Below are 22,992 nucleotides of genomic sequence, written 5' to 3' on the forward strand. Positions count from 1 at the left end.
GGGTGTCGTAATATGTTGGGCGTTAACATAATCCTGAATTTAGTTCAGGATCAGGTCGGGCTTTACGTAGCAAGTCCGCGCTCGTACCTCGCTGTGGGCTTTTTACTGCAATCCCTAAGCACGTACTCGCCAAATTCAAGTACCCACGATGGATGGTCTACTTTTTAAGGTTATCACAATGGACTATAAGTTTGATTTTGGGTGCCTAACAGGAAATTCAATAACCTCCAGATTATCAATTTTTTTGCCATCAATAGTAAACCTTAGCATAGTTCTGGATTTATGAAACCCATGTTTACCAGCAGCTCCAGGATTCATATGTATAAGGTTTAGTTTTTTATCGGGCATCACTTTTAAAATATGCGAATGGCCACAAATAAAAATTCGGGGAGGGTTTTCTTTAATACCAGAGAGAACTCTCGGGTTATATTTAGGGGGATAACCTCCAATATGCGTCATCCAAACATCAACATCTTCACAGGTAAATCTATTGTGTTCAGGAAACTCTACTCTAACACTGGCGTCATCAATATTTCCATAAACACCTTTTAATGGTTTAAGGGCTTTAATAGCATCAGTAACCTTTAAACTACCAATATCGCCAGCGTGCCACACTTCATCAGCTTGTTTTACATATTTTAATATATCGGTATCTATGTAGCCATGGGTGTCAGAAAGTAGTAATATTTTAGTCATTATAGGTCTAGCAAAATAAGAATGTAAAGTTATTGATTATTGTTTTAATTAGCTGGTGATGATGACCTGTTATTTGGAGAGTGGTTTGCTTGATTTTGTTAGAAAAATTATCGAACTTCGTTTAACGTAGGATATGAAACATTGAAACGATTTCATATCCCAAAAGTTGTACTTAATATTTTTGACCCGAATAGACAAATTAATGAATCAACCGTATAACCAATCAGAACAATTATCTTTATAATATTGCGATAAAAATGAGATGATATTAGACTATAAGACGATTGATTTATTTGGCAAAATGATTTTTGAGACGATTGTTCTAAAACCTCCTTTTAAAAAGCCAAACCCCATGCCGAATGCGGCATGTTTCCTGTATATCATGAAGGGGGAATATGAATCGGTTTCTGAAGTGGAAAAAGTAAAAATTGAAGCTGAAGAGTCGCTTTTAATGAAGTGTGGTAACTATACGAGTAGGATGCTGCCTTCAAAATCCTCAGAGACATATCAAGCTTTAGCTGTTCATTTTTACCCTGAAGTCCTTTTAAAAATTTATGAAAATAAACTTCCTGATTTTCTAAAAGTAAAGAATAATTCAGATTTAAGAATGACGAAATTGAACAGTGATGCTTTAATTCATAAGTACATAGAAGACATTCTGTTTTACTTTAATAACCCTAATCTATTTAATGAGGAAATTTTGATTTTAAAGTTAAAAGAAATCATCTTGTTACTGAATCAAACTCAAAATGCCCCTGCAATTAGACAAGTTCTTTCTAACCTATTTAATCCAAACTCTTATTCTTTTCGAGAGATCATAGAAGCACATTATTATTCTAATACCACCCTTGACGAATTGGCTCAGCTTAATAATCAAAGTCTATCTACATTCAAGCGAGAATTCAAAAAACTATACAGCGTTTCTCCTGCAAGCTACTTAAGGGATAAGAAACTTGAAAGATCGATAGAGCTATTGACATCTACAGACTTAAGAGCAACAGATATTGCTTATGAATGTGGGTTCGCTAACGTGTCGCATTTTTCTAAAACATTTAAACAAAAATACGGTGTCTCACCTTCTAACTACAAGATGACCCATTTGGGAAATTCATTGAACTAACAGTAAAACATTTTCCTTTTTGCTATGCTGACCTTTGTATTATTAATTAATACTAAAAAGCAAAAAGATGAAAAAAGTACTTATTACAGGTTCAAGTAGCGGGTTTGGTTATCTGACCACTCTCACCCTTGCTCGAAAAGGATACAAAGTTTGGGCAACCATGAGAGATCCCAATGGTAAAAACTATGAGAAAAGAAAAGAATTTGAAGTATTAGCTAAAGATGAAAACTTAGCCATTACTGTCGCTGAACTTGATGTTACGAGTGATGTTTCTGTAAAAGAATTAACTACAAAAATCACACGAGAAGATGGAAGCCTTGATGCGCTGATAAACAATGCCGGTGTTATGTATGTAGGCATAACAGAAGCATATAGTTTAGAACAAGTTCAAGAGCAATTTGACACCAATTTCTTTGGAGTTCTAAGAACAACTAAGGCTTTCCTTCCTTTAATTAAGAAATCAATGGATGGGGTTATTATCAATATTTCCTCTTTAGCAGGTCGTTTGGTATTCCCTTACTTTGGAGTTTACTGCGCTAGTAAATTTGCCTTAGAAGCATACACCGAATCCCTCCGATATGAGCTAAAACCATTAAGTGTGGATGTGTCTATTTTGGAGCCCGGTCCATTTCCTACCAGCTTATTGCATAGCGGACCTAAAGAAGATGATGAAACGGCTCTTGATACTTATGGGGAGATGCGTATGGTTCCTTCAGCAATGCTTCAAAGCTTTGGAGAACTTTTCAAAAGTGATGACGCACCTAACCCTCAAGAAATAGCAGATTCTGTATTAGAGGTTCTTCAAACCGAGAAAGGAAAAAGACCAATCAGAAAAGTTACAGGGATTGATTACGGGACAAATGAATTGAATAATAGCATTGGTCGAATTCAAGAGAACCATGTTAAAAACAACCTCCAGATGGGGCATTTAATTTAAAAAAATGAAAAGGATAACAACAATTATAATGGGGACTTTGATGATGTTCTCATGTAGTTCAATAAAAGAAAGATCTAACACTCAAAACACAAATAATATGGAGAAGAAGAAGGAAGAAATCGTAAACGTCGCATTGATGTATATCAAAGATGGTGAAGAGCAACGCTTTGACGAGTATAAAAAGAAAGGTGGAACAATTCTAGAAAGTTATGGCGGAAAAATAGAGCGGGTAATTAAACCAACTATGTTAGCGGAAGGTGAACTAGATATACCTGATGAAATTCACTTCGCATCTTATCCTAGTATTGAAGTATTTAATAAATTCAACGAAGATCCTGAGTTTATTAAAATTAGAGAAGAGTATGCAATACCAGCATTAGAGGATATTTCTATATTCACTAGCCGTAATACTGATTTTGAATTCGAGAAAGAATCAGGTGATACATCAAAAACATATGGGGTAGCACTTATCTATTTTGATGAGAGAGAAGCGGCTGTGAAGGAGTTTGAGGAATATCATGATGAAGTTTGTGAAATCATGCCTGAATTTGGAACACACTTTGAACGATTCGTTGCCCCATTTCAATCTAAAGGAACAGTAGAAAAACCTGATGAAATACATCGTTTCTACTTCGACTCCATGGAAGGACTCCAACAAATGGGAACAGATGAGAGAATGAAGGCACTTTTCCCAAAAAGAGATGCTTCACTTAAAAATCTATACTTTTTCATCGGTGAGGCTACATTGTAGAACCTAAAAAATAATTAAAAACTACGTACAGCAAAGTGTATAAGTAACAGCGGTTTGGGAGTGGTCCCGAACCGTTTTTTCGTTTAATTCAATATCTTGCAGCTCAATATAAAAGTGTATTTTACCCGCTACTATTCATACACAGAACGTTAACCGAGCCATCCTTAAAAAGGAAAGCAGATCCATGTATTTCCTGTAGTCTGCAAATAGTTGCGTTAGGGATTGTATAGGAAATCCTTTTTGTGCTCATCTATCATTTTAATTAAGCACAATTATGAAGTAAACAAAACCTGTTGTGGTATGCAGAAACAAGGTTAGCATAAAAAGATTGCAACGAAAAGCCCGACCTGATCCTGAGCTAAATTCAGGATCGGGTAACCCCCATATTTTTTAATATTTAATTAAGATTATTGATGTATGGGTAATCGCAAATCTCGCTATCTTTGTGTTCTTATAAAACGGTACAAATAGGTTGCGATATTTTATAGAATTGGCTTATAACGGGAAATTATACCATGGGTGGCAGAACCAACCTAATGCTATTTCTGTTCAGGAAGTTATTGAAAACGCATTGTCTACCATACTTAATGAAACTGTTAGTGTAATGGGAGCTGGCAGAACAGATGCTGGAGTACATGCCTCTCAAATGTTTGCTCATTTTGATACCGATATTAATTTAAGTCAGTCTAATCTAGTTTTTAAGTTGAACTCGTTTTTACCTTCAGATATTGCTATACAAGAAATATTTAATGTAAAACCAGAAGCGCATACGCGTTTTGATGCTTTAAGCAGAACTTATGTTTACCGAATAGGCTTAGTGAAAAATGTTTTTAATTTTGAAAACACTTATTTTGTGAAACAGAATTTGGACGTTAACAAAATGAATGAGGCTGCCAAGATATTATTTGAGTATAAAGATTTTCAATGTTTTTCAAAAAGTAATACCGACGTAAAAACGTATTATTGTGATATCATGAAGGCGGAATGGTTTTTTAAAGCAGATGAGCTTCATTTTGAAATTAAAGCCAATCGTTTTTTGAGAAATATGGTTCGAGCCATTGTAGGTACCATGATTAATATTGGTCTTGGTAAAATTAAAGTTGAGGAGTTGCATCAAATTATTCAATCTAAAAGTAGAAGTGAAGCAGGGTTTTCTGTGCCAGCGCATGGGTTGTACTTAACAAAAATTGAATACCCAGAAGAGATAAGACTATAGATGAGTAAAGGAAAAGAAAGTATTTTTGATTTTAAGCTTTTTAGGCGCCTATTTGAATATATAAAGCCTTATAAGTTTGTGTTTTTTGGCTTAATCGTTCTTGTGGTTATACTTGCGGTATTCAGTGTGGCTACACCCAAAATCACACAATTTGCCATTGACGACAGTATTGCCAAACAAGAAGCTAAAGACTTTTTGTTTTATATCATGCTTATGCTTGGTGTTTTAATTTTGCAAACTTTTTTTCAGTTACTCTTTATTTATTACGCTACATGGCTAGGTCAAAATTTGGTCATGGATGTTAGAGTAAAACTTTTCGATCATTTGCTTAAGTTTAAAATGAAGTATTATGATAATTCATCAGTGGGTGTACTCATCACTAGGGCAGTAACCGATATGGAACGTATTGCTGATATTTTTGGACAAGGTTTGTTTATGATTGTTCGAGATTTGTTAACCATGTCTGTCGTATTTGGAGTCATGGTTTATACCAATGTGAAGTTGAGCTTAATTGTGTTTTTAATGCTTCCAGTATTGCTTTATGCTACGCGTGTTTTTCAAAAATATATGAAAAAAGCTTTTGAAGAGGTGCGTACAGAAGTTTCCAATTTAAACTCGTTTGTACAAGAGCGATTAACGGGTATGAAGATATTACAGTTGTTTACACGCGAATCTGTTGAATCAAACAACTTTAAAACTATTAATGAGCGCCATAAAAAAGGTTGGTTAAAAACGGTTTGGTATAATTCTATTTTCTTTCCATTGGCCGATTTGTCCTCATCGATTACTATTGGTTTAGTCGCTTGGTATGGTGGTTTAAATGTAGTTTTAGAAGGGAGTGTTACGCAAGGAGTGCTTGTATCTTTTATTATGTTTATCCCAATGCTATTTAGACCACTACGACAAATTGCAGATAAGTTTAATACCCTACAAATGGGAATGGTGGCAGCTAATAGAGTGTTTAAAGTGATTGATACAACATCGCAAATTGATGATCATGGTAAATATGTTGCTGAGCACTTTAAAGGCGATATTTCATTTGAAAACGTGTATTTTAATTATGTAGATGATGAACCTGTGCTAAAAGGGATTTCTTTTGATGTGAAAGCAGGAGAAACCGTTGCCATTGTTGGAGCCACCGGAGCTGGGAAATCTACAATTATTAATTTATTGAATCGTTTTTATGAAATTAATGATGGTACGATTTCTGTTGATGGTGTTAATATTAAAGATGTTACTCTAGGATCATTACGAACCCAAATTGCTGTTGTATTGCAAGATGTATTCTTATTTGCAGATACTATTTTAAATAATATAACGCTTAATCATCCCGAAATAACAGAAGAACAGGTTCAAGAAGCCGCGAAAGATATTGGTATTCATGATTTTATTATGACTTTGCCTAATGGGTATCATTATAATGTAAAAGAGCGAGGCGTTATGTTGTCTTCGGGTCAGCGTCAACTCATTTCTTTTTTGAGGGCATATGTAACGAATCCTAGTATTTTGGTGCTAGATGAAGCTACGTCTTCTGTAGATTCGTATTCTGAACAGCTTATTCAAAATGCCACTGATAAGATTACTAAAGGCAGGACTTCAATTGTTATTGCGCATCGTTTGGCTACTATTAAAAAAGCGGATAAAATTATAGTTATGGATGCTGGTGAAATAGTAGAACAAGGTACCCACAATGAGTTACTCAAAAAGGCTGATGGCTATTATAAAAACTTATACGAAGTTCAGTTTTTACAAGAGGAAGTGGCTTAGGCTAAATCTTTTTTAATTATTGTACTTAGCTCATTAGTGTCTTCAAAAACAACAAACTCACCGTCCTTAAAGTAAGAAATATGTCCAGTTTCTTCGCTTACTACTAAAGCTAAGGCATCTGTTTTTTCTGTAACCCCTATAGCTGCTCTATGCCTTAAACCAAAACGTTGAGGAATACTCTTTTCATTATTTACAGGCAGAATAACACGTGTTGCCTTAACAATGTTGTTGCTAACAATTATAGCACCATCATGAAGGGGACTATTTTTAAAAAAGATACTTTCTATAATGGGTTGAGTGACTTTAATATTCATTTCATCACCTGAATCTGATAAAAAATCGAGGTTGTTGTTTCGTTCAAAAACAATTAGTGCACCAGTTTTGGACATAGACATTTTATTGCAGGCAGAAATCACGGCATCAACATCGGTTTCGTCAGCAGATTCTGTTTTTAAGAAATTAATTTGTTGCAAAAATTTACGACGTCGGCCAAAATTTGTTGACCCTACCATGAGTAAAAATTTTCGAATTTCCGGCTGAAAAACAACTATTAAAGCAATAATACCAACTTTCATAAATCCGCCAAAAATACCAGTGAGCAGCTCCATGTTAAGAAAGTCTGTTAATCTCCAAGCGCCATAAATAATTATTATACCAATAAAAATATTTATGGCTACAGTACCTTTAATCAGCCTGTAAACATAATAAAGCAGCAGGGCTACTAAAATGACATCAATTATATCTACAACGGTAAATTTTAAAAGGTCTTGAAAAATATCCAATGGAAGTGGGTTTTTGTAAATTTAAGAAAATAAGCTTAATCTGAAATAAATTCTATATCCGTAATAGATAGTTTTTCTGATGGCAGGTCTGCGACAAGCGATTTCATGCTAATATAGTTTTGAAAGGTAATGCCGGAATTAAAACTTAGCGAGATATTTAAATCATTATTTAATCTTTTTGTCAAAGTAATTAAATCGTTTTTAATGTTTTTAATATTAGAATGTATTGGATCTTCATTATCTGGAAATGATTTAATTTGAATGTCATTTTCAGTATTAAAATAAATAATGAAATTGTGTTTTTTATTGAAAATTTCATCTCCAACTAAAGGGATAATACTTGCATTTTTATAGACTGAATTTGTAAATTCAAAAAAACCTAGGTTTTGCTTACTGGTATCGTTACAGGTAAAATAGTTTTTAGCATTTTCGTTTTTATGACTAGAATTACCTTTTTTCTCTTGCAAATACTGAATATGTGGAATCACTTGTTTTAGCGTTAATCGTTTATCAACGTTTATTAACCAATTGGTTGTGCTAATTAGGTTTCTTCTATTAAGCTCTACACTATCCCTTAAGGTTTCATCATAAAACAGATAAGCTGCAGAAACATCATTTATTTCTGTAACCTTAGAATTACTAATTTCGGGCAACTGAACAGCTTTATCTTCTCCGCAGGAAATAAGGCAAATAAAGATAATGGATAAAAAGAGGTTTTTCATAATATTTAAGCAACAACTAACTTTTGAGAGATTCAACAAGTTTAACACATTCCACAGCTTCTTTTACATCATGAACACGTAAAATAGAGGCTCCTTTTTGTAGGGCGATAGTATTTAATACCGAGGTGCCATTTAATGCTTCTTGCGCTGTAGTTTTTAATGTTTTGTATATCATTGATTTTCTGGAAACTCCAATTAGCAAGGGTTTTTCAATCATTTTAAAAAGCTCTAATTTATTTAAGAGTTCATAATTCTGATCTAAAGTTTTTGCAAACCCAAATCCAGGGTCAATGAGCATATCAATGACTCCCAAAGCTTTGGCAGCTGCTATGCGTTCCGAAAAATAGTATAATACATCTTTTACTAAATCATCATATGTAGTTTGTTGCTGCATGTTTTGAGGTGTTCCTCTCATGTGCATCATAATATACGGGACTTGCAACTTTGCAATAGTTGGCAGCATATTGTCATCAAGTAAACCGGCCGAAATATCATTTATCATCGCTGCTCCAGCTTCTATACATTGCTTAGCAACTTCACTTCTAAACGTATCAATAGAGAGAATCGTTTCAGGGAATTCTTTTAGAACTAAGTCTACAATTGGAAGTATTCGTTTCAGTTCGTCATTTTCACTAACATGATCTGCATTAGGCCGGGAACTATAAGCACCTACATCAATAAAAGTAGCCCCTTTTGTTAGCATATTTTCAACGTGATGCAGAACTTCTTTTTCATTTTTATAGGTACCAACATCATAAAAGGAATCTGGGGTGATATTTAAAATCCCCATAATCTTAGGAAATGCTAAATCAATGAGTTTGCCTTTACAATTTATAGTCATTTACACAGTTTTCTAAGGTGTTGGTACATAGTTTAAAACTTTAAACCATAAACCTTGAAGGTTTTGATTATTTATGCGAAATTTACGCAAAAATGAATTTATTTATGCAAGATACTTCAAAACAATATGATGCCGTAATAGATACCTGTAAAAGTTTGTTTGAAAAGAAAATGAGCGATTATGGTAGTGCATGGAGAATATTAAGATTGCCATCACTTACAGATCAGATTTTTATTAAAGCGCAGCGTATTAGAAGTTTGCAACAAAATGATGTGAGAAAGGTAGACGAAGGTCAAGAAAGTGAGTTCATAGGGATTATTAACTATTGCATTATGGCCTTGATTCAGTTAGAAAAGGGCGTTGTTGAACAACCCGATATGTCTACTACAGAGGCGACTAAATTATATGTTGAAAAGGCTGCTGTAACCAAACAGCTTATGGAGGATAAAAATCACGATTATGGTGAAGCTTGGCGCGATATGAGGGTAAGTAGTTTGACTGATTTAATTTTACAAAAATTACTACGGGTTAAGCAAATTGAAGACAATAAAGGGAAGACATTGGTAAGTGAAGGTATTGATGCCAATTATCAAGATATGATTAACTATGCTATTTTTGCTATGATTCATTTAAACAATGAGAAAGTATGAAAGCATTAGTCGCTTTATCCAGAATTTTTGTTGGGGTTTTGTTTATTATATCGGGGTTTATAAAACTAAATGACCCACTTGGGTTTTCTTATAAGCTTCAAGAGTACTTTAGTCCAGATGTTTTGAACATACCTTTTCTAGAGCCCTATGCATTAGGAATATCTGTTTTAGTGGTGGTTTTCGAAGTTGTATTGGGAGCGTTTCTACTTGTAGGGTATAAACCCAAATTTACAGTTTGGAGCTTGCTTTTAATGATTCTGTTCTTTACATTTTTAACTTTTTATTCGGCATATTTTGATAAAGTTAAAGATTGCGGATGCTTTGGAGATGCCTTAAAACTTACGCCTTGGGAAAGTTTTACGAAAGATGTTGTTTTACTTATTTTTATTTTAGTATTGTTTGTTGGATTAAAATACATTCAACCTGTATTTGGTAAATTACAGACAACTGTTTTAGCATTAATGAGTTTTATTGTGAGTTTATGGTTTGGTTTTCATGTGTTAGAACATTTGCCTTCAATAGATTTTAGAGCATACGCTATTGGTAAAAATATTCGAGAGGGTATGATTATTCCTGAGGATGCACCAAAACCTATTTTAAAATATAGCTGGAAGTTTAACATTAAAGGTGAAGAAAAAATAATTGTTACTGATGGTTCTTATCCTTCGGTAGAAGGTGATTTTGTTTCAGTGGAAACTGAGGTACTTCAAGAAGGATATACGCCTTCGGTAGTCGATTTTTCTATAGAAACAGAAGATGAGGATCTAACCGAACAGTTTTTAAATGAAGAAAACCTGATTGTTATTATATCGTATAGTTTAGAAAAAATTGAAAGAGGAGGAGCACTCAAGTTGAAAGCATTGCAAGATGATGCCAGAAAAAACGGTTATAAAATTATTGGATTAACAGCCTCTGGAAATGATACGAAGCAACGTATTAACGAGGCTTATAACGTGGATTTTAAATGGTATTTATGTGATGAGAAAGCTTTGAAAACTATAGTGCGATCAAACCCTGGTGTTTTAGAACTAGATAATGGGACTATAAAGCAAAAAGTTCATTGGAATGATATTGAGAGTTTGGAGTTGCCAATAGTTGAAAGAAAACCAAAATCTGAAGAAGTTGAAGATATTATTGCTTATTTCATTAATCATACACCTTCAACAAAAGAAGAGGTTGAAGCTTTAGATTCATCTAAAATAGAAAGTGTAAATGTTATTAAGGATTCAATTCAACTTAAAGAATTAAATGCTAAAAACAGTACATTTTACACGGGTCAAATTGAAGTCAAACTTAAAGAAGAATAATATTCAACTAACAAATAACTAACAACTGATAAGTTACCTATTAAATAAAATTCTATATGCTATTCTAACTCTGTTTGGGGTAGTTACTGTTATTTTCTTTTTGTTCAATATTCTTCCTGGAGACCCTGCTCAAATGATGCTTGGTCAAAATGAAGATAGTGAGCAATTGGCTTTAGTAAAGCAGAAATATGGCTTTGATAAATCAATCGGTACACAGTATTTGTATTATTTAAATGATTTGTCTCCCGTTTCATTTCATTCCAACCAATCCACTGACTATACGTATTTGCGATCAGGGAAGTATAATGAAGCAAAGGTGGTTTCCCTAGGCAATACAACTATTGTATTAAAGTGGCCTTATTTAAGAGAGTCGTTTACAAAGCAAGGAAAAAAGGTAAGCCAAGTTTTATCTGAAACATTACCTAATACATTTGTATTGGCAGTATCTGCTATTTGTATTGCTATTGTTTTAGGCGTGTTTTTAGGCGTTGTTTCTGCCCTTTATAAAGATACCTGGTTAGATAAAACCATTATGGTTTTGAGTACATTTGGGATGAGTATTCCCTCGTTTTTTAGTGCTATTTTATTTGCCTGGTTTTTTGGATATATTTTACATGAGTACACACATTTGGAAATGACAGGAAGCTTATTTGAGTTAGACGATTTCGGTGAAGCGATACATATCAAATGGAAAAACTTAATTTTACCTGCTATTGTATTAGGTATTCGCCCTCTAGCTGTGGTTATTCAGTTAATGAGAAATTCCTTGCTAGAAGTTTTTAATCAAGATTATATAAGAACTGCGAGGGCGAAAGGTTTAAGTGAATTTCAAATCATTAAAAAGCATGCTATTAAAAATGCTTTGAATCCTGTAGTAACGGCTATTTCAGGTTGGTTTGCATCAATGTTAGCAGGAGCCGTTTTTGTAGAATATATTTTTGGCTGGAATGGACTAGGAAAAGAAATAGTAAATGCCTTAAACACCTTAGATTTGCCAGTAATAATGGGGTCGGTGTTAATTATTGCTTTGTTATTTATAATTATCAATGTTTTTGTAGATTTAATTTATGTATGGTTAGATCCAAAAGTTAAGTTAGAATAATATACTGCTTTTGTTAGTTTGGTTTAAAAATAGAGACTGTTTAACCTAATAAAGTGTTTTAAAAATGAAAAAAACGAAATATTTATTGGTTCTACTTATTGGGTTTTTGAGTTGTATTAAAGATGTACCTACTAAGTTTAATGAGGCTGCTTTAAACGATACATTTATTTCTTTAGATGGAGAATCTGTATTGTTTAAGGATATATTGGAAACCCATGAGGGAAAAATGATTGTAATCGATATATGGGCATCCTGGTGTGGCGATTGTATTAAAGGTATGCCAAAAGTAAAAGCATTACAAAAGGCCAATCCAGAAGCTGCTTATATATTTTTATCTTTAGATAGAGGTCAAGATGCTTGGAAACGTGGTATTAAAAAATATGATGTTCAAGGTGAACATTATTACTTGCCAAATGGAAAGGATAGCGCTTTTGGAAACTTTGTAAATATCGATTGGATACCCAGATATATGGTGGTCGATTCAAAAGGAAACATAAAATTATTTAAAGCTGTAGAAGCTGATAATAATCAGATAACCGAAGCTTTAGAATAATTATATTTGCGTCGTCTTAGTACAGAATAATATTAATAATAAAATAAAACCCTTCTAGTTGTGAAGGTGAAGTAAGAATTATGAGAAAACAAATTGTAGCAGGAAACTGGAAAATGAATAACGATGTAGCGCAAACAGAAGCGTTAATCGCAAGTTTAAAAGCTCAAAATAAAACAACTAATGCAGAGGTTATGATTGCGCCAACTGCTGTAAATTTATCTCAGGCTAGTAATAGCGTAAAAGGCTCAACTATTGAAGTAGTTGCTCAAAATATGCATTTTGCTGAAAGTGGTGCTTATACAGGTGAAATTAGTGCAGGAATGCTAAAAAGTATTGGTGTAAATACTGTAATATTAGGGCATAGTGAACGTCGTGAGTATTTTAATGAAACCGATGAGTTGTTGGCTAAAAAAGTAGATGCAGCTTTAGCTAATGGTATGCGCGTTATTTTTTGTTTTGGAGAAGAACTTGCTGATAGAAAAGCAGGAAATGAAGAAGCTGTTGTAGGGAGTCAAATTAAAAACGCATTATTTCATTTAGGTGCAGATGCGTTTCAAAATATCGTCTTAGCTTACGAACCTGTTTGGGCAATTGGAACAGGAGAAACAGCTAGTCCAGAGCAAGCGCAGGATATGCATGCCTTTATTAGAAAAACACTAGCAGATAAATACGGTAATGATGTTGCCAATAGTCTATCTATCCTTTATGGAGGTAGTGTGAAACCTGCTAACGCTGAGGAGATTTTCTCTAAGCCAGATGTAGATGGCGGTTTAATTGGAGGGGCTTCACTTAAAGCAGAAGATTTCTTTGCAATTGTAAATGCTTTTTAAATAAAATAGAAGTATAAAATTCATGATTAAGACCTGTTGAACTTTTAAGTTTAACAGGTCTTTTTTGTTTCAAACATTTTTAAGGGTATTCCCTGATTTTTTACAAATCAAGGAATGCCCTTACTTTTTTTTATAGACCTCAAAGTAACTTGCAATCAGTTATTAATCAAACAATTTTAGCCTTATGAAAATTTTAAAACTTCTTTTTGTATTTGCAATATCAATACTGTTAGTTGCTTGTAAAACAGAACCTTTAGAGGGTGATGACGAAGCGCCTTTAATAGAGATTATTAAACCAAATGATAACTCTATTTTCTATACAAGTGATAGTGGTTTTTCGCCCAATTCTATAGAAATACATGCCAGAGCAACAGATAATAATGCGGTTGTTTTTGGAATTTTCACAATTACCGATGCCGATGGTAACTTAGTAGATGCCGATGTAGAAAGTAACTTTAGTGAAAATAATACCATATTAGATTTAACAGCGAATTTTTCAATAGACACTCCTGGTTTCTATACAATTAAATTCCTTTTTAGAGATGCAAATGATAATAACGCATCTACTACAAGAACAATCCAATGTGTTGTGGGAGAGTCTGAAGAAGAAGAGGAAGAGGAAGAACTAGCTATAGTTTTTCAATTATTTTTCTCAGATAGGCAGTATGCAAGTATAAACAGATTAGATATTTATAATGATGGTACAAGCAAAGAAACCATATTATCAAAAGATGTAACCAAAGGAAAATCATTAATGGTCTATCCTGAGTTTAACGAATTGCTTGTTGGTTCTACAGAATCTGGTTTAGATGCTAATATTACTTCTGTAAATCCTTCAGAGGGAGGACGTGAAATAATGAGTGTATCTACGTCAAATTACCTGTTTAGTGCACTAGCCAAAAACCAAACAGAACAAGAAATATATTATTTCTTAGAAGGTGCAGATTTAACTAAAGTAGGTAGGCATGGGCTTTATAAAATGAATGCAGATGGAACCAATAAAACCTTATTGGCTCAAATAGAGAACGCGACCAGAGCAAATGCGATTAAGAAAATTTGGGTGCAGGAAACTGAAAATCCGCTATTAATCATGCATGATAGACATGCTCTATATACCTACAATCCAGTTAGTAGTTCTAGCTTGCAAGGTAGTACCATTTTCACTACTGATGGTCATGAAATACATGATATAGCCGTAGATCTACCTAATAAAACAATCTACATGATTCTTTCTTACAACCGGGGTAGCCAAAGATATTATACTGTAGGGACTAGTAATTTGGAAGGAACAGAAACAAATTTAAATGTTGTTGAAATAGCAGGGAATCACCCAACCACTTCAGATATCTTACCTCATAGAATGAAATTAGATCTAAAAAACCAAATGGTGTATTGGTTTGCGCAAAGTGATGATTTGCAGAAATCTATTTTAAAACGTGCAAGTTTTAACGATACAAGTATTCAAACTGTTTGGGAAACAAATACTTGTATTTGTGTTGGAGAAGTGGAAGATATAAGAGTAGAAGATTATTACATAATTACAGAATCCATTATAGTAACCAATTAAAAACTAAAATAATCATGAAAATATTAATCAGAATATCAGTGTTAATGTGCTTTATAACCACATTCACTTACGGGCAAAAAATAAAAGTAACAGGAGGTGTTAATTTTATGGATATTAACTATGCGGTTTCTAACCCAAATACGGAACCTCCAATGGATAATACACCATTACCAGATACTGATATAACCACCAAGATTTCGGTTTCAAAAGCATCTACCAGTTTAAACAGGGCATCGCTATCATCTTTTAGTTATAGTGAGTCTTCTAATAAAACAGGTTTCTATATAGGATTGGCGTTAGCAGATATTAATTTATCAAACAAATTTGAGCTACAGCCAGAAATAAGATTCGTTGGAGTGAAAGGTTTTAACCAAATACAGGTGCCTGTTTTAGTGTCGTATCATATTTCAGAACAGTTTAAAGCCCAAGCGGGACCCAGTTTAGGGTTTCTTTTAGATACGGGCGAAAGGGTGAAAACAACAAATTTTGCGATAGATTTTGGTTTGTCATATAATATTTCAGAAACAATTGCTGTAGGTGCTCGATATGATTGGGGACAAACCAATTTATTAAAAGGTGGAAATAGTGATAACTATTTAAAGATAAATAACATTCAGGTGGGGGTTTCATATCAGTTCGGAAATGAAAAGGGTCATTCAAAATAAACTAATTATGAAAAGGTTTTATATTTTATGTCTACTGCTCTCAACAATGGGTTTTAGCCAGCAAGGAATTAATTACAAGGCTGTTATTCAAGATGGCGATCAAATTGTAGCTAATACTCCAGTAACCATATATTTCACAATTAAAGAAAACGGGACTATAGATATTTATAAAGAAACACGCCTTATAACTACCAATAAAAATGGTATAGTTGTTACGAATATAGGTGAAGGTAGTCCAACTTTAGGTGTTTTTGAAACAATAGATTGGACCAAAGAACAATTTCTAAATGTTGCCATAGATATTGGCAATGGTTTGGTAGATTTAGGAACAACCGCCTTTAAGCAGGTACCTTACGCGTTGCATGCTAAAACAGCCGAAACGTTTACTGGTACCATCACCAATATGGGAAATTTAGTAAAGGTTACAGAAAATGGTAATGAAGGGTATCGTTTAGCCGATGCGGTAATTGCTAATCATGGTGATATTGGAGAAGAAGCCATAGACTTATCGTTTCAAAGTTCTGAATCTGAAACCAGAGGAGCTACCCAAGAAGGGGCCTTTGCATCTGGTTATAATACAGAAGCCTCGGCCGAATATTCAGTTGCATTTGGTTATAACACCCAAGCAGCTGATACCTATGCAACCTCTTTTGGAGCCTACACCGAAGCTTTGGGTCATAGCTCATCTGCCTTTGGTAGTAGTACAAAAGCTTCTGGTTATTATAGTACAGTATTTGGTAGAGAAACTATAGCAGCATCTTATAATCAAACCACTATAGGAAGCTATAATACGAATGTTTCTAGTTCATCTAAATCTTTTGTAGAAACAGACCCATTATTTGTCATTGGTAATGGTACTAATATTAATGATAGAAGTGATGCACTTGTGATGTTAAAAAATGGGAATACAGAAATTAATGGGGTTTTAACGGTTGATGCAAATAATGATGATTCTGGATATACCTTACCTATAAGTAAAGGAGAAGCCGGGGAAGTATTGGTAATGAATACTAGTGATTCTGGAACACATTGGGAAGCTGCCAATAGCTTTGGTAGTTTAGAAAGCGTTCCCAGAGGTTTTGATTTCGGCTATCGTTTGTTGGGTAGAGACCCTGATAAATATGGTAACGTAGGGCAAAATGCATTAGACTTGAGTATTAGTAAGGGTACAGGAAATTATGGTGCAACTGGCTATTATTCTGTAGCGATGGGGAGCACTACAAAAGCATCTGGTCGATACGCTATTGCTATGGGAGAAAGCACCATCGCATCTGGTTTAAATTCTATAGCTATTGGGAAAAATACACGTGCTACTGGAATAAGTACTCTTGCAATAGGTAGTAATACAATAGCTTCGGGTGATTATGCAGTTACTTTTAATAGCGGAACGCTGGCGTCAGGAAATCATTCAACAGCCATGGGGCAAGGAACAACGGCTATTGGAAATAGATCTATAGCCATGGGAAGCCTAACCACTTCAGAAAGTTTTGCACAAACCACAATTGGTCAATATAATACAAACTCTGGAGGGTCAATAACCTCATTTGTAGCTACAGATCCCTTATTTGTTATAGGTAATGGAACAGGGTCCGCTAATGTCAGTGATGCCATGGTAGTACTTAAAAATGGAAATACTACCATTAACGGAGCCTTAGACGTAGAGGAAGTTCAAGGAAAAGACTCGGGCGATGCCGATATGAAAGCGTATATCTACGGTTTGATAACAAGTGTAGGCGAGGTTACTTCCGCTTCATCGGCTGGTTTTACCATCTCAAAAACAGGAACAGGAGCTTACAGAGTCGTTTTTAATAATCCACCTTCTAATTATAGAGATTATATGGTGGTGTCCTCGCTTCATGGGGATATAGGTTTTATTAAAACGGTTAGAAATACAAGCTATATAGCTGTGAATACTTATAGTACATCTGGCTCGCTTTCAGACGAGTCTTTCAATTTTGTGGTCTTTAAAAAATAAAACATTATGAAAAAAATTACAACACTGTTATTAATTATCGGGCAATTGGGATATTCTCAATTCAATATTAAAATAACTAGTTTAGATAATGGAGGTGGAACCGCTAAGTCAGGACCTATATCGGTCGTTTCAACAATTGGAGAAGTTTCAATTAATGAATATTCAGCCAATACAATTGAAGTTTCCGAAGGATTTATAGGTAAACATCAGCTAAACAATCAAGCCTCTCAAAACTTGGACTGTGTAACACCTCCACATAACTTGATAAGTTGGTGGGCGGCTGAAGATAATGCCAATGACTTGGTGGGCGGTAACCATGGAACATCTAATGGGGCGACTTATGCAACAGGATCAGTTAACAAAGCCTTTTTGTTTGATGGCGTAGATGATGTTGTAGTTATACCGGCTAGTGAAAGTTTAGATATTACAGGAGATATTACGGTTGAATTATGGGCAGTACAAACCGTATTTAATTCTGAAAACACAGTGGTCTGCAAAGGTGCTCAAGAAGAACCAACTGTTTTTTCTATGCGTTTTTCTGGAGCGACATTAAATTGCGCTTTTCAAGATACTGCAGGAGCCAATATTGATTTAGGAGGACCTTCTTTTGAAGATTTTCAATGGCATCATTATGTGTATGTGCGTAAGGGTAATCAACATACTATTTATGCCGATGGGTTTAATTTTGGATGGGTTCCATTTACAAACCCACCTGCAAGTAGTGCAGGGTTGCCGTTAACTATCGGGGCGCAATATGATAACCAAAATAAAGACTATGTAAACTATTTTGGTGGTCAAATCGATGAGGTTTCAGTTTACAACCGTGCACTATCAGAAACAGAAATTCAAAGTATTTATAACGCAGGAGCTAACGGAAAATGTGAGGCTCCGCTAAATATAGAAGACGATAGTTTCGTAGAAAATACGATTAAGTTCTACCCTAACCCTGTTATTGATACGTTAATCATTAACTTTAACAAGCTAGGTAGTTTTAATGTATCACTTTATGATGTGAGTGGTAAAATATTAAATAGTATTAATAATAGTTCCAATAAAGCCCAGATACAAATGAGTAATCAAGCTCCTGGGTTATATTTTGTAGCAGTGCAAAATCAAGAGAATCAACAGACTAAGGTGTTTAAAATCTTAAAAAAATGAGACTTATCTTTTTATTATTTATAACCATGACAACGGTTGCACAAACGCGTTTTACAGGTATCGCTATGCAAGCTAATTTGCCAAGTGGTTGGGAGGTGCAAGAAGAAAACTATGGACAAATTATGTGCAGCAATCCTAATGTACAAGCAGGTTTATTATTTATAGAACACGGCTGGACATCAGAAGACATGATTTTACAAAATATGCAACAAAACATGGATGAGGAGGGGTGGCAAGCTGCATTGGCTACAGATATTATGGAACTTGAAAATGGCGATTTCATAGCGTTATATCAAGGCAGTAGTAATGACCAGGAAATTGTGGTTGTAACCGTAGTTTCTAGAAGTAAGCTCTGGGGAAGAGGCGGAGTAACGACGGTTGTTATTGCCTCAAAATCGAACTTTACAGATGATTTACAAGACTTAGCTGTTGTGGTTTCAAAATCTATAAAATATAGAACCTTTATGAATTCGCAAGCACAGCAAAATGCCAGAATGTTTAAGGGCAGAAAGCTTATTAATTATAGTTCCTATTACACATCGGATTATGATAATACGGTAAGTGTTGGGTCTAGTAGCAAGACGACTATTCATTTTTGTTCAAACGGCAGGTTTGTTATAGATGGTTACTCCGATTTAAGTGCAGGTGGTCCCGCTATGGATGGTGAGACTTGGTCTAGCACCAGTGCAGGTGAAGGGCTTTGGAGTTTAATGGATATTAATAATTATATGGTGTTACGTCTTACATCCAATGCCGGAGAGGTTAGTTATATGCCCATAGAGCGTTATACCGAGGATGGTGCCTATTATATTAATGGTGATAAATGGGTTATTGGAGGTAGTGATCTGTGTAACTAAATCTAAAAGTAATTTATAATTTTCTTACATTTAAGAAACTTTTATATAGTGTGTATTTTGAAAAATATATTTAGTGTTTGTTTATTGTTTACGTCGTTTTTTTTGGGGGGCCAAACCCCGGGAATGGATAGTTTGAAATTAGAGCTAAAAAAAACGAAAGTTGATACAGTTTTAACAAATCTCTATTTGACCCTGTCAGCTGAAGCTATGGATTATGAATTTGATAAAGCAAAGTTTTATGCGGATAGTGCATTGTTTTATTCTCTAAAGTCTGACAATTATCAATTGGCTGAAATTTATAATAATTTAGGGTTGATTGAGTCTGAGAATGGAAATCAAGAGTTTGCACGATCTTATTATGATAAAGCACTTACCGCTTTAGATATTAGTGATAATAAAACTGTAAGGGGTATTCTTTACGGTAATTATTCTAGAACTTATGAGAATTCAAATAATATAGAAAAAGAATTAGAGTATAGTTTAAAAGCTATTGAATTAAACAAAGATGATGATTATGAACTTTGTTTTTTGTACTACAATCATTCTGTAATTTATGAAAATGCTGGTTTTTTTGAGGAGGCTAAATATTATTTAGAACTGACAAGAGAAATGGCTAATAGATCAAAAGAAATTAGGGTTGAGTCTTATGCTTCAATGAATTTAGCATTCCATGCAATGCGAGAAAAAAAATATAAAGAAGCAGAACCTTATTTAGAAAGAGTTGAAGAAATTTGTAATAAAATTGATTTACCTGAAGTATCCCACTACCTATATCTGACCCTAGGAAGACTTCAAACTGAATTAAAGAATTACGAAGAGGCAGAAGTGTCAATAACAAAATCTAAAGACTATGCCATACGAAGAAAATTAGAACGAACTATTATTGAAAGTGATCTGTTAATGGGGAATTTAGAGTATGAAAGAGGTAATTTTAATAAAGCGGCGCATATTTATAATACTAAAAACATAGACTCTTTTGAGGTGAAAAGTTTGTGGTATGCAGATATGGCATACAGGAAGCGTTCTTTAATAGAAGGAAAGTTAGGGAATTATAAAAGGTCTAATGAATTATTAAATACCTATGTAACATATATTGATTCTGTATATAAGTCTGAAAATAAAATGTTATTGACCAATGCGGATAGAAAATACCAAACCGAAAAAAAAGACAAGGAAATAGCAACACAACAATTAGAACTTAAAGAAAAAGAATCAGAGATTCAGAAAAAGAAAGCCCAGAACAATTATATGTTGGGAGGAATTATCTTTTTGGTGGTATCGACCATCTTATTAGTGTTTTTGCTTAAACAGCGCCAAAAAAGAAAAAACCAGGAAATATTAACACTAAAACGGGAGTTTCAAATAAAAACGCTTGAATCACTTATTGAAGGCGAGGAAAAAGAACGGCTCAGGATTGCTAAAGAATTGCATGATGGCGTTAATGGGGATTTATCGGCCATAAAATACAAACTATCGTCTTTACTAGAAATGAATAATAAAGTAATTAAAGAGGCCATAACCATGATAGATGACTCTTGTAAACAGGTAAGGGCTATTTCGCATAATTTGGTGCCTCCAACCTTAGAAAAATTTAGCCTTGTGGAGGCAACCGAGGCCTATTGCAATAATTTAAATAGTTTAAACTCTAATTTAGAGATTACGTTTCAACAACTAGGAGAGGTTATTAATATCCCTAAACAAGCCGAAGTGAATATCTTTAGAATCATTCAGGAATTAATTACTAATGGTGTAAAGCATGCCAAAGCCTCTAACATTAATGTTCAAATTAGTCATCGGAATAATATGATTCAGGTAACCGTTGAGGATGACGGAACAGGCTTTGATAAAAATAATATTGAAAGTCCTGGTATAGGTTTAAGTAACGTACAATCTAGAGTTGATTATTTACAAGCTGATGTCGATTTAATTTCGAACAACAAAGGAACCTCGTATGCCATAGATATAGATAAAGATAAACTTAATGGTGATTAAAGTAGCGATAACAGACGACCATAAAATGGTTTTAAAGGGCATTGCGGCGATGCTTCAGGGTACACCAGAATTACAGGTAGTGGGTATGTATGAACATGCACAAGACACCCTTGATAATATTGAAAAAGATGCGCCAGATGTGTTGTTTTTAGATATTAATTTACCAGATATAAATGGTATCGATTTAAGTAAAATGCTTCTAAAAACAAACCCAGAATTAAAGATTATTGCCTTAACTAATTTTGAAGATATATCATTTGTAAAACGCATGCTTAAAAATGGGGTTCATGGTTATTTATTAAAAAATACAGATAAACTCGAGTTGGTTACCGCCATGAAAACGGTATTATCTGGTGAGTTATTTTTGCAAAAAGACATTCAGGCTAGTTTACTAAACCAAGGCTCTAAAAAAACAACTGATAATGGTTTAAAACCCAAGCTTACTAGAAGAGAACAGGATGTTTTAGTGGCTATTTCAGAGGAGTTAACCACCCAAGAAATTTCAGAAAAACTCTTTATTAGTCCAAAAACCGTGGAAACCCACCGTATGAATATTATGAGTAAACTTGGTGCTAAAAATAGTGTGGGGATTATTAAAATAGCGATTGAGAAAGAATTGTTATAGCCCGTAAGTTCATATCTTTGTAGTCGCAAAAAAACGACTATGTCTAACATCATTTATATTGGTTACGAATTTAAGGTAGATCCTTTACAACCAGGAGTTGAAATTCTTATTGCAGAGCTAGGATATGCCGGTTTTGAGAGTTTTGTTGAAACTGAAAAAGGTGTAACTGCCTATATTCAAAAAGAAGAATGGCACGGGAATATTTTAGATGATATACAAATTTTAAAATCAGAGGAATTTAAAATTACTTTCGAGTTCGATGAAATAGAACAAACCAATTGGAATGCAGAGTGGGAGAAAAATTTCAACCCTATTGTGGTTGATAGTGCGTGTGCTGTAAGAGCTCCTTTTCATGATAAGTTTGATACACAATATGATATTATTATAGAGCCCAAAATGAGTTTTGGTACAGGGCATCATGAAACCACACATATGATGATTCAGCATATTTTAAAAAATGATTTTGAAGGTAAATCGGTTTTAGATATGGGTTGCGGAACTGGAGTTTTGGCTATTTTAACAGAACTAAAAGGCGCTAAACCCATTGATGCTGTAGATTATGATAATTGGTGCTATTTAAATAGTATTGAAAATGTAGAGCGAAATAATTGTAAACATATAACCGTTATTGAAGGAGATGCTTCTGTTCTTGTAGAAAAAAAGTATGATGTTATTATCGCTAATATAAATCGCAATATTTTAATGCAAGACATGGGAACCTACATATCTTGTTTGAATAAGGGCGGTATGTTGTTTTTAAGTGGATTTTATAATGATGACATCCCTATGATTAAAGCAGAATGTGAAAATCATTTGTTAAAATTTGAAGAAAAATTTGAAAGAAACAATTGGGTTGCTTTAAAATTTTTAAATTAGTGC

22 protein-coding genes are annotated in these 22,992 nt (G+C 34.0%); 18 read left to right on the forward strand and 4 right to left on the reverse strand.

The features are described from left to right. Positions 1–183: 183 nt before the first annotated feature. Positions 184–696, reverse strand: a complete 513-nt coding sequence (locus tag Q0857_RS13840; RefSeq protein ID WP_298536284.1) for a metallophosphoesterase family protein — start codon at positions 694–696, stop codon at positions 184–186. A gap of 262 nt (positions 697–958) precedes the next feature. Between Q0857_RS13840 and Q0857_RS13845 the strand changes: the two genes are divergently transcribed. The 5 genes from Q0857_RS13845 to Q0857_RS13865 all read left to right on the forward strand — a co-directional run bounded on the left by Q0857_RS13845 (position 959) and on the right by Q0857_RS13865 (position 6,487). Then, positions 959–1,816: an AraC family transcriptional regulator gene (locus Q0857_RS13845; protein ID WP_298536287.1), complete on the forward strand. Its 858-nt coding sequence runs from the start codon at positions 959–961 to the stop codon at positions 1,814–1,816. Between the two features lie 67 nt (positions 1,817–1,883). Further along, the gene (locus Q0857_RS13850) at positions 1,884–2,753 is read left to right on the forward strand and encodes an SDR family oxidoreductase (protein WP_298536289.1); all 870 of its coding nucleotides are present in this window, start codon (positions 1,884–1,886) and stop codon (positions 2,751–2,753) included. Between the two features lie 40 nt (positions 2,754–2,793). Further along, on the forward strand, positions 2,794–3,504 hold the full coding sequence (locus Q0857_RS13855; protein ID WP_298536291.1) for a hypothetical protein: 711 nt from the start codon (positions 2,794–2,796) through the stop codon (positions 3,502–3,504). Between the two features lie 472 nt (positions 3,505–3,976). Then, a complete protein-coding gene (gene truA / locus Q0857_RS13860; protein WP_298536294.1) occupies positions 3,977–4,720 on the forward strand; it encodes a tRNA pseudouridine(38-40) synthase TruA in 744 nt (247 codons plus the stop codon). After that, on the forward strand, positions 4,721–6,487 hold the full coding sequence (locus tag Q0857_RS13865; RefSeq protein WP_298536296.1) for an ABC transporter ATP-binding protein: 1,767 nt from the start codon (positions 4,721–4,723) through the stop codon (positions 6,485–6,487). On the opposite strand, the gene Q0857_RS13870 is transcribed toward Q0857_RS13865, so the two are convergent. The 3 genes from Q0857_RS13870 to folP are packed head-to-tail and all read right to left on the reverse strand — an operon-like array spanning position 6,484 to position 8,832. Then, a complete protein-coding gene (locus Q0857_RS13870; RefSeq protein WP_298536298.1) occupies positions 6,484–7,269 on the reverse strand; it encodes a diadenylate cyclase in 786 nt (261 codons plus the stop codon). The genes Q0857_RS13865 and Q0857_RS13870 overlap by 4 nt on opposite strands. 35 nt (positions 7,270–7,304) lie before the next feature. Continuing rightward, positions 7,305–7,991: a hypothetical protein gene (locus tag Q0857_RS13875; RefSeq protein WP_298536300.1), complete on the reverse strand. Its 687-nt coding sequence runs from the start codon at positions 7,989–7,991 to the stop codon at positions 7,305–7,307. Positions 7,992–8,007: 16 nt separating this feature from the next. Next, positions 8,008–8,832, reverse strand: coding sequence for a dihydropteroate synthase (gene folP, locus Q0857_RS13880; RefSeq protein ID WP_298536302.1), 825 nt, complete (start codon positions 8,830–8,832; stop codon positions 8,008–8,010). A gap of 104 nt (positions 8,833–8,936) precedes the next feature. Between folP and Q0857_RS13885 the strand changes: the two genes are divergently transcribed. The 13 genes from Q0857_RS13885 to prmA all read left to right on the forward strand — a co-directional run bounded on the left by Q0857_RS13885 (position 8,937) and on the right by prmA (position 22,989). Continuing rightward, on the forward strand, positions 8,937–9,482 hold the full coding sequence (locus tag Q0857_RS13885; protein WP_298536762.1) for a DUF1599 domain-containing protein: 546 nt from the start codon (positions 8,937–8,939) through the stop codon (positions 9,480–9,482). Continuing rightward, positions 9,479–10,789: a BT_3928 family protein gene (locus Q0857_RS13890; RefSeq protein ID WP_298536304.1), complete on the forward strand. Its 1,311-nt coding sequence runs from the start codon at positions 9,479–9,481 to the stop codon at positions 10,787–10,789. Before Q0857_RS13885 ends, Q0857_RS13890 begins: the two co-directional genes overlap by 4 nt. A 25-nt stretch (positions 10,790–10,814) precedes the next feature. Further along, positions 10,815–11,891: an ABC transporter permease gene (locus tag Q0857_RS13895; RefSeq protein WP_298536765.1), complete on the forward strand. Its 1,077-nt coding sequence runs from the start codon at positions 10,815–10,817 to the stop codon at positions 11,889–11,891. Between the two features lie 64 nt (positions 11,892–11,955). Further along, positions 11,956–12,444: a TlpA disulfide reductase family protein gene (locus Q0857_RS13900; RefSeq protein ID WP_298536306.1), complete on the forward strand. Its 489-nt coding sequence runs from the start codon at positions 11,956–11,958 to the stop codon at positions 12,442–12,444. Positions 12,445–12,524: 80 nt separating this feature from the next. Continuing rightward, the gene (gene tpiA / locus Q0857_RS13905) at positions 12,525–13,274 is read left to right on the forward strand and encodes a triose-phosphate isomerase (RefSeq protein ID WP_298536309.1); all 750 of its coding nucleotides are present in this window, start codon (positions 12,525–12,527) and stop codon (positions 13,272–13,274) included. A gap of 184 nt (positions 13,275–13,458) precedes the next feature. Then, complete coding sequence (locus Q0857_RS13910; protein ID WP_298536311.1) at positions 13,459–14,841, forward strand: hypothetical protein; 1,383 nt, start codon at positions 13,459–13,461, stop codon at positions 14,839–14,841. 14 nt (positions 14,842–14,855) lie between these two features. Beyond that, positions 14,856–15,506, forward strand: coding sequence for an outer membrane beta-barrel protein (locus Q0857_RS13915; protein WP_298536313.1), 651 nt, complete (start codon positions 14,856–14,858; stop codon positions 15,504–15,506). Between the two features lie 7 nt (positions 15,507–15,513). After that, positions 15,514–17,481: a hypothetical protein gene (locus Q0857_RS13920; protein WP_298536315.1), complete on the forward strand. Its 1,968-nt coding sequence runs from the start codon at positions 15,514–15,516 to the stop codon at positions 17,479–17,481. A gap of 6 nt (positions 17,482–17,487) precedes the next feature. Then, positions 17,488–18,639, forward strand: coding sequence for a LamG-like jellyroll fold domain-containing protein (locus Q0857_RS13925; RefSeq protein ID WP_298536317.1), 1,152 nt, complete (start codon positions 17,488–17,490; stop codon positions 18,637–18,639). After that, positions 18,636–19,496 carry a hypothetical protein gene (locus tag Q0857_RS13930; protein ID WP_298536319.1) on the forward strand — a complete coding sequence of 287 codons (861 nt, stop codon included), beginning with the start codon at positions 18,636–18,638 and terminating at the stop codon, positions 19,494–19,496. The genes Q0857_RS13925 and Q0857_RS13930 overlap by 4 nt, the downstream gene beginning before the upstream one ends. A gap of 123 nt (positions 19,497–19,619) precedes the next feature. Then, the gene (locus tag Q0857_RS13935; RefSeq protein WP_298536321.1) at positions 19,620–21,488 is read left to right on the forward strand and encodes a sensor histidine kinase; all 1,869 of its coding nucleotides are present in this window, start codon (positions 19,620–19,622) and stop codon (positions 21,486–21,488) included. Continuing rightward, a complete protein-coding gene (locus Q0857_RS13940; protein ID WP_298536323.1) occupies positions 21,478–22,113 on the forward strand; it encodes a response regulator transcription factor in 636 nt (211 codons plus the stop codon). Before Q0857_RS13935 ends, Q0857_RS13940 begins: the two co-directional genes overlap by 11 nt. Positions 22,114–22,152: 39 nt before the next feature. Continuing rightward, the gene (gene prmA / locus Q0857_RS13945) at positions 22,153–22,989 is read left to right on the forward strand and encodes a 50S ribosomal protein L11 methyltransferase (RefSeq protein WP_298536325.1); all 837 of its coding nucleotides are present in this window, start codon (positions 22,153–22,155) and stop codon (positions 22,987–22,989) included. Positions 22,990–22,992: the final 3 nt, after the last annotated feature.

This window comes from uncultured Algibacter sp., from assembly GCF_947495925.1.
Classification (GTDB): Bacteria; Bacteroidota; Bacteroidia; order Flavobacteriales; family Flavobacteriaceae; genus Algibacter_E.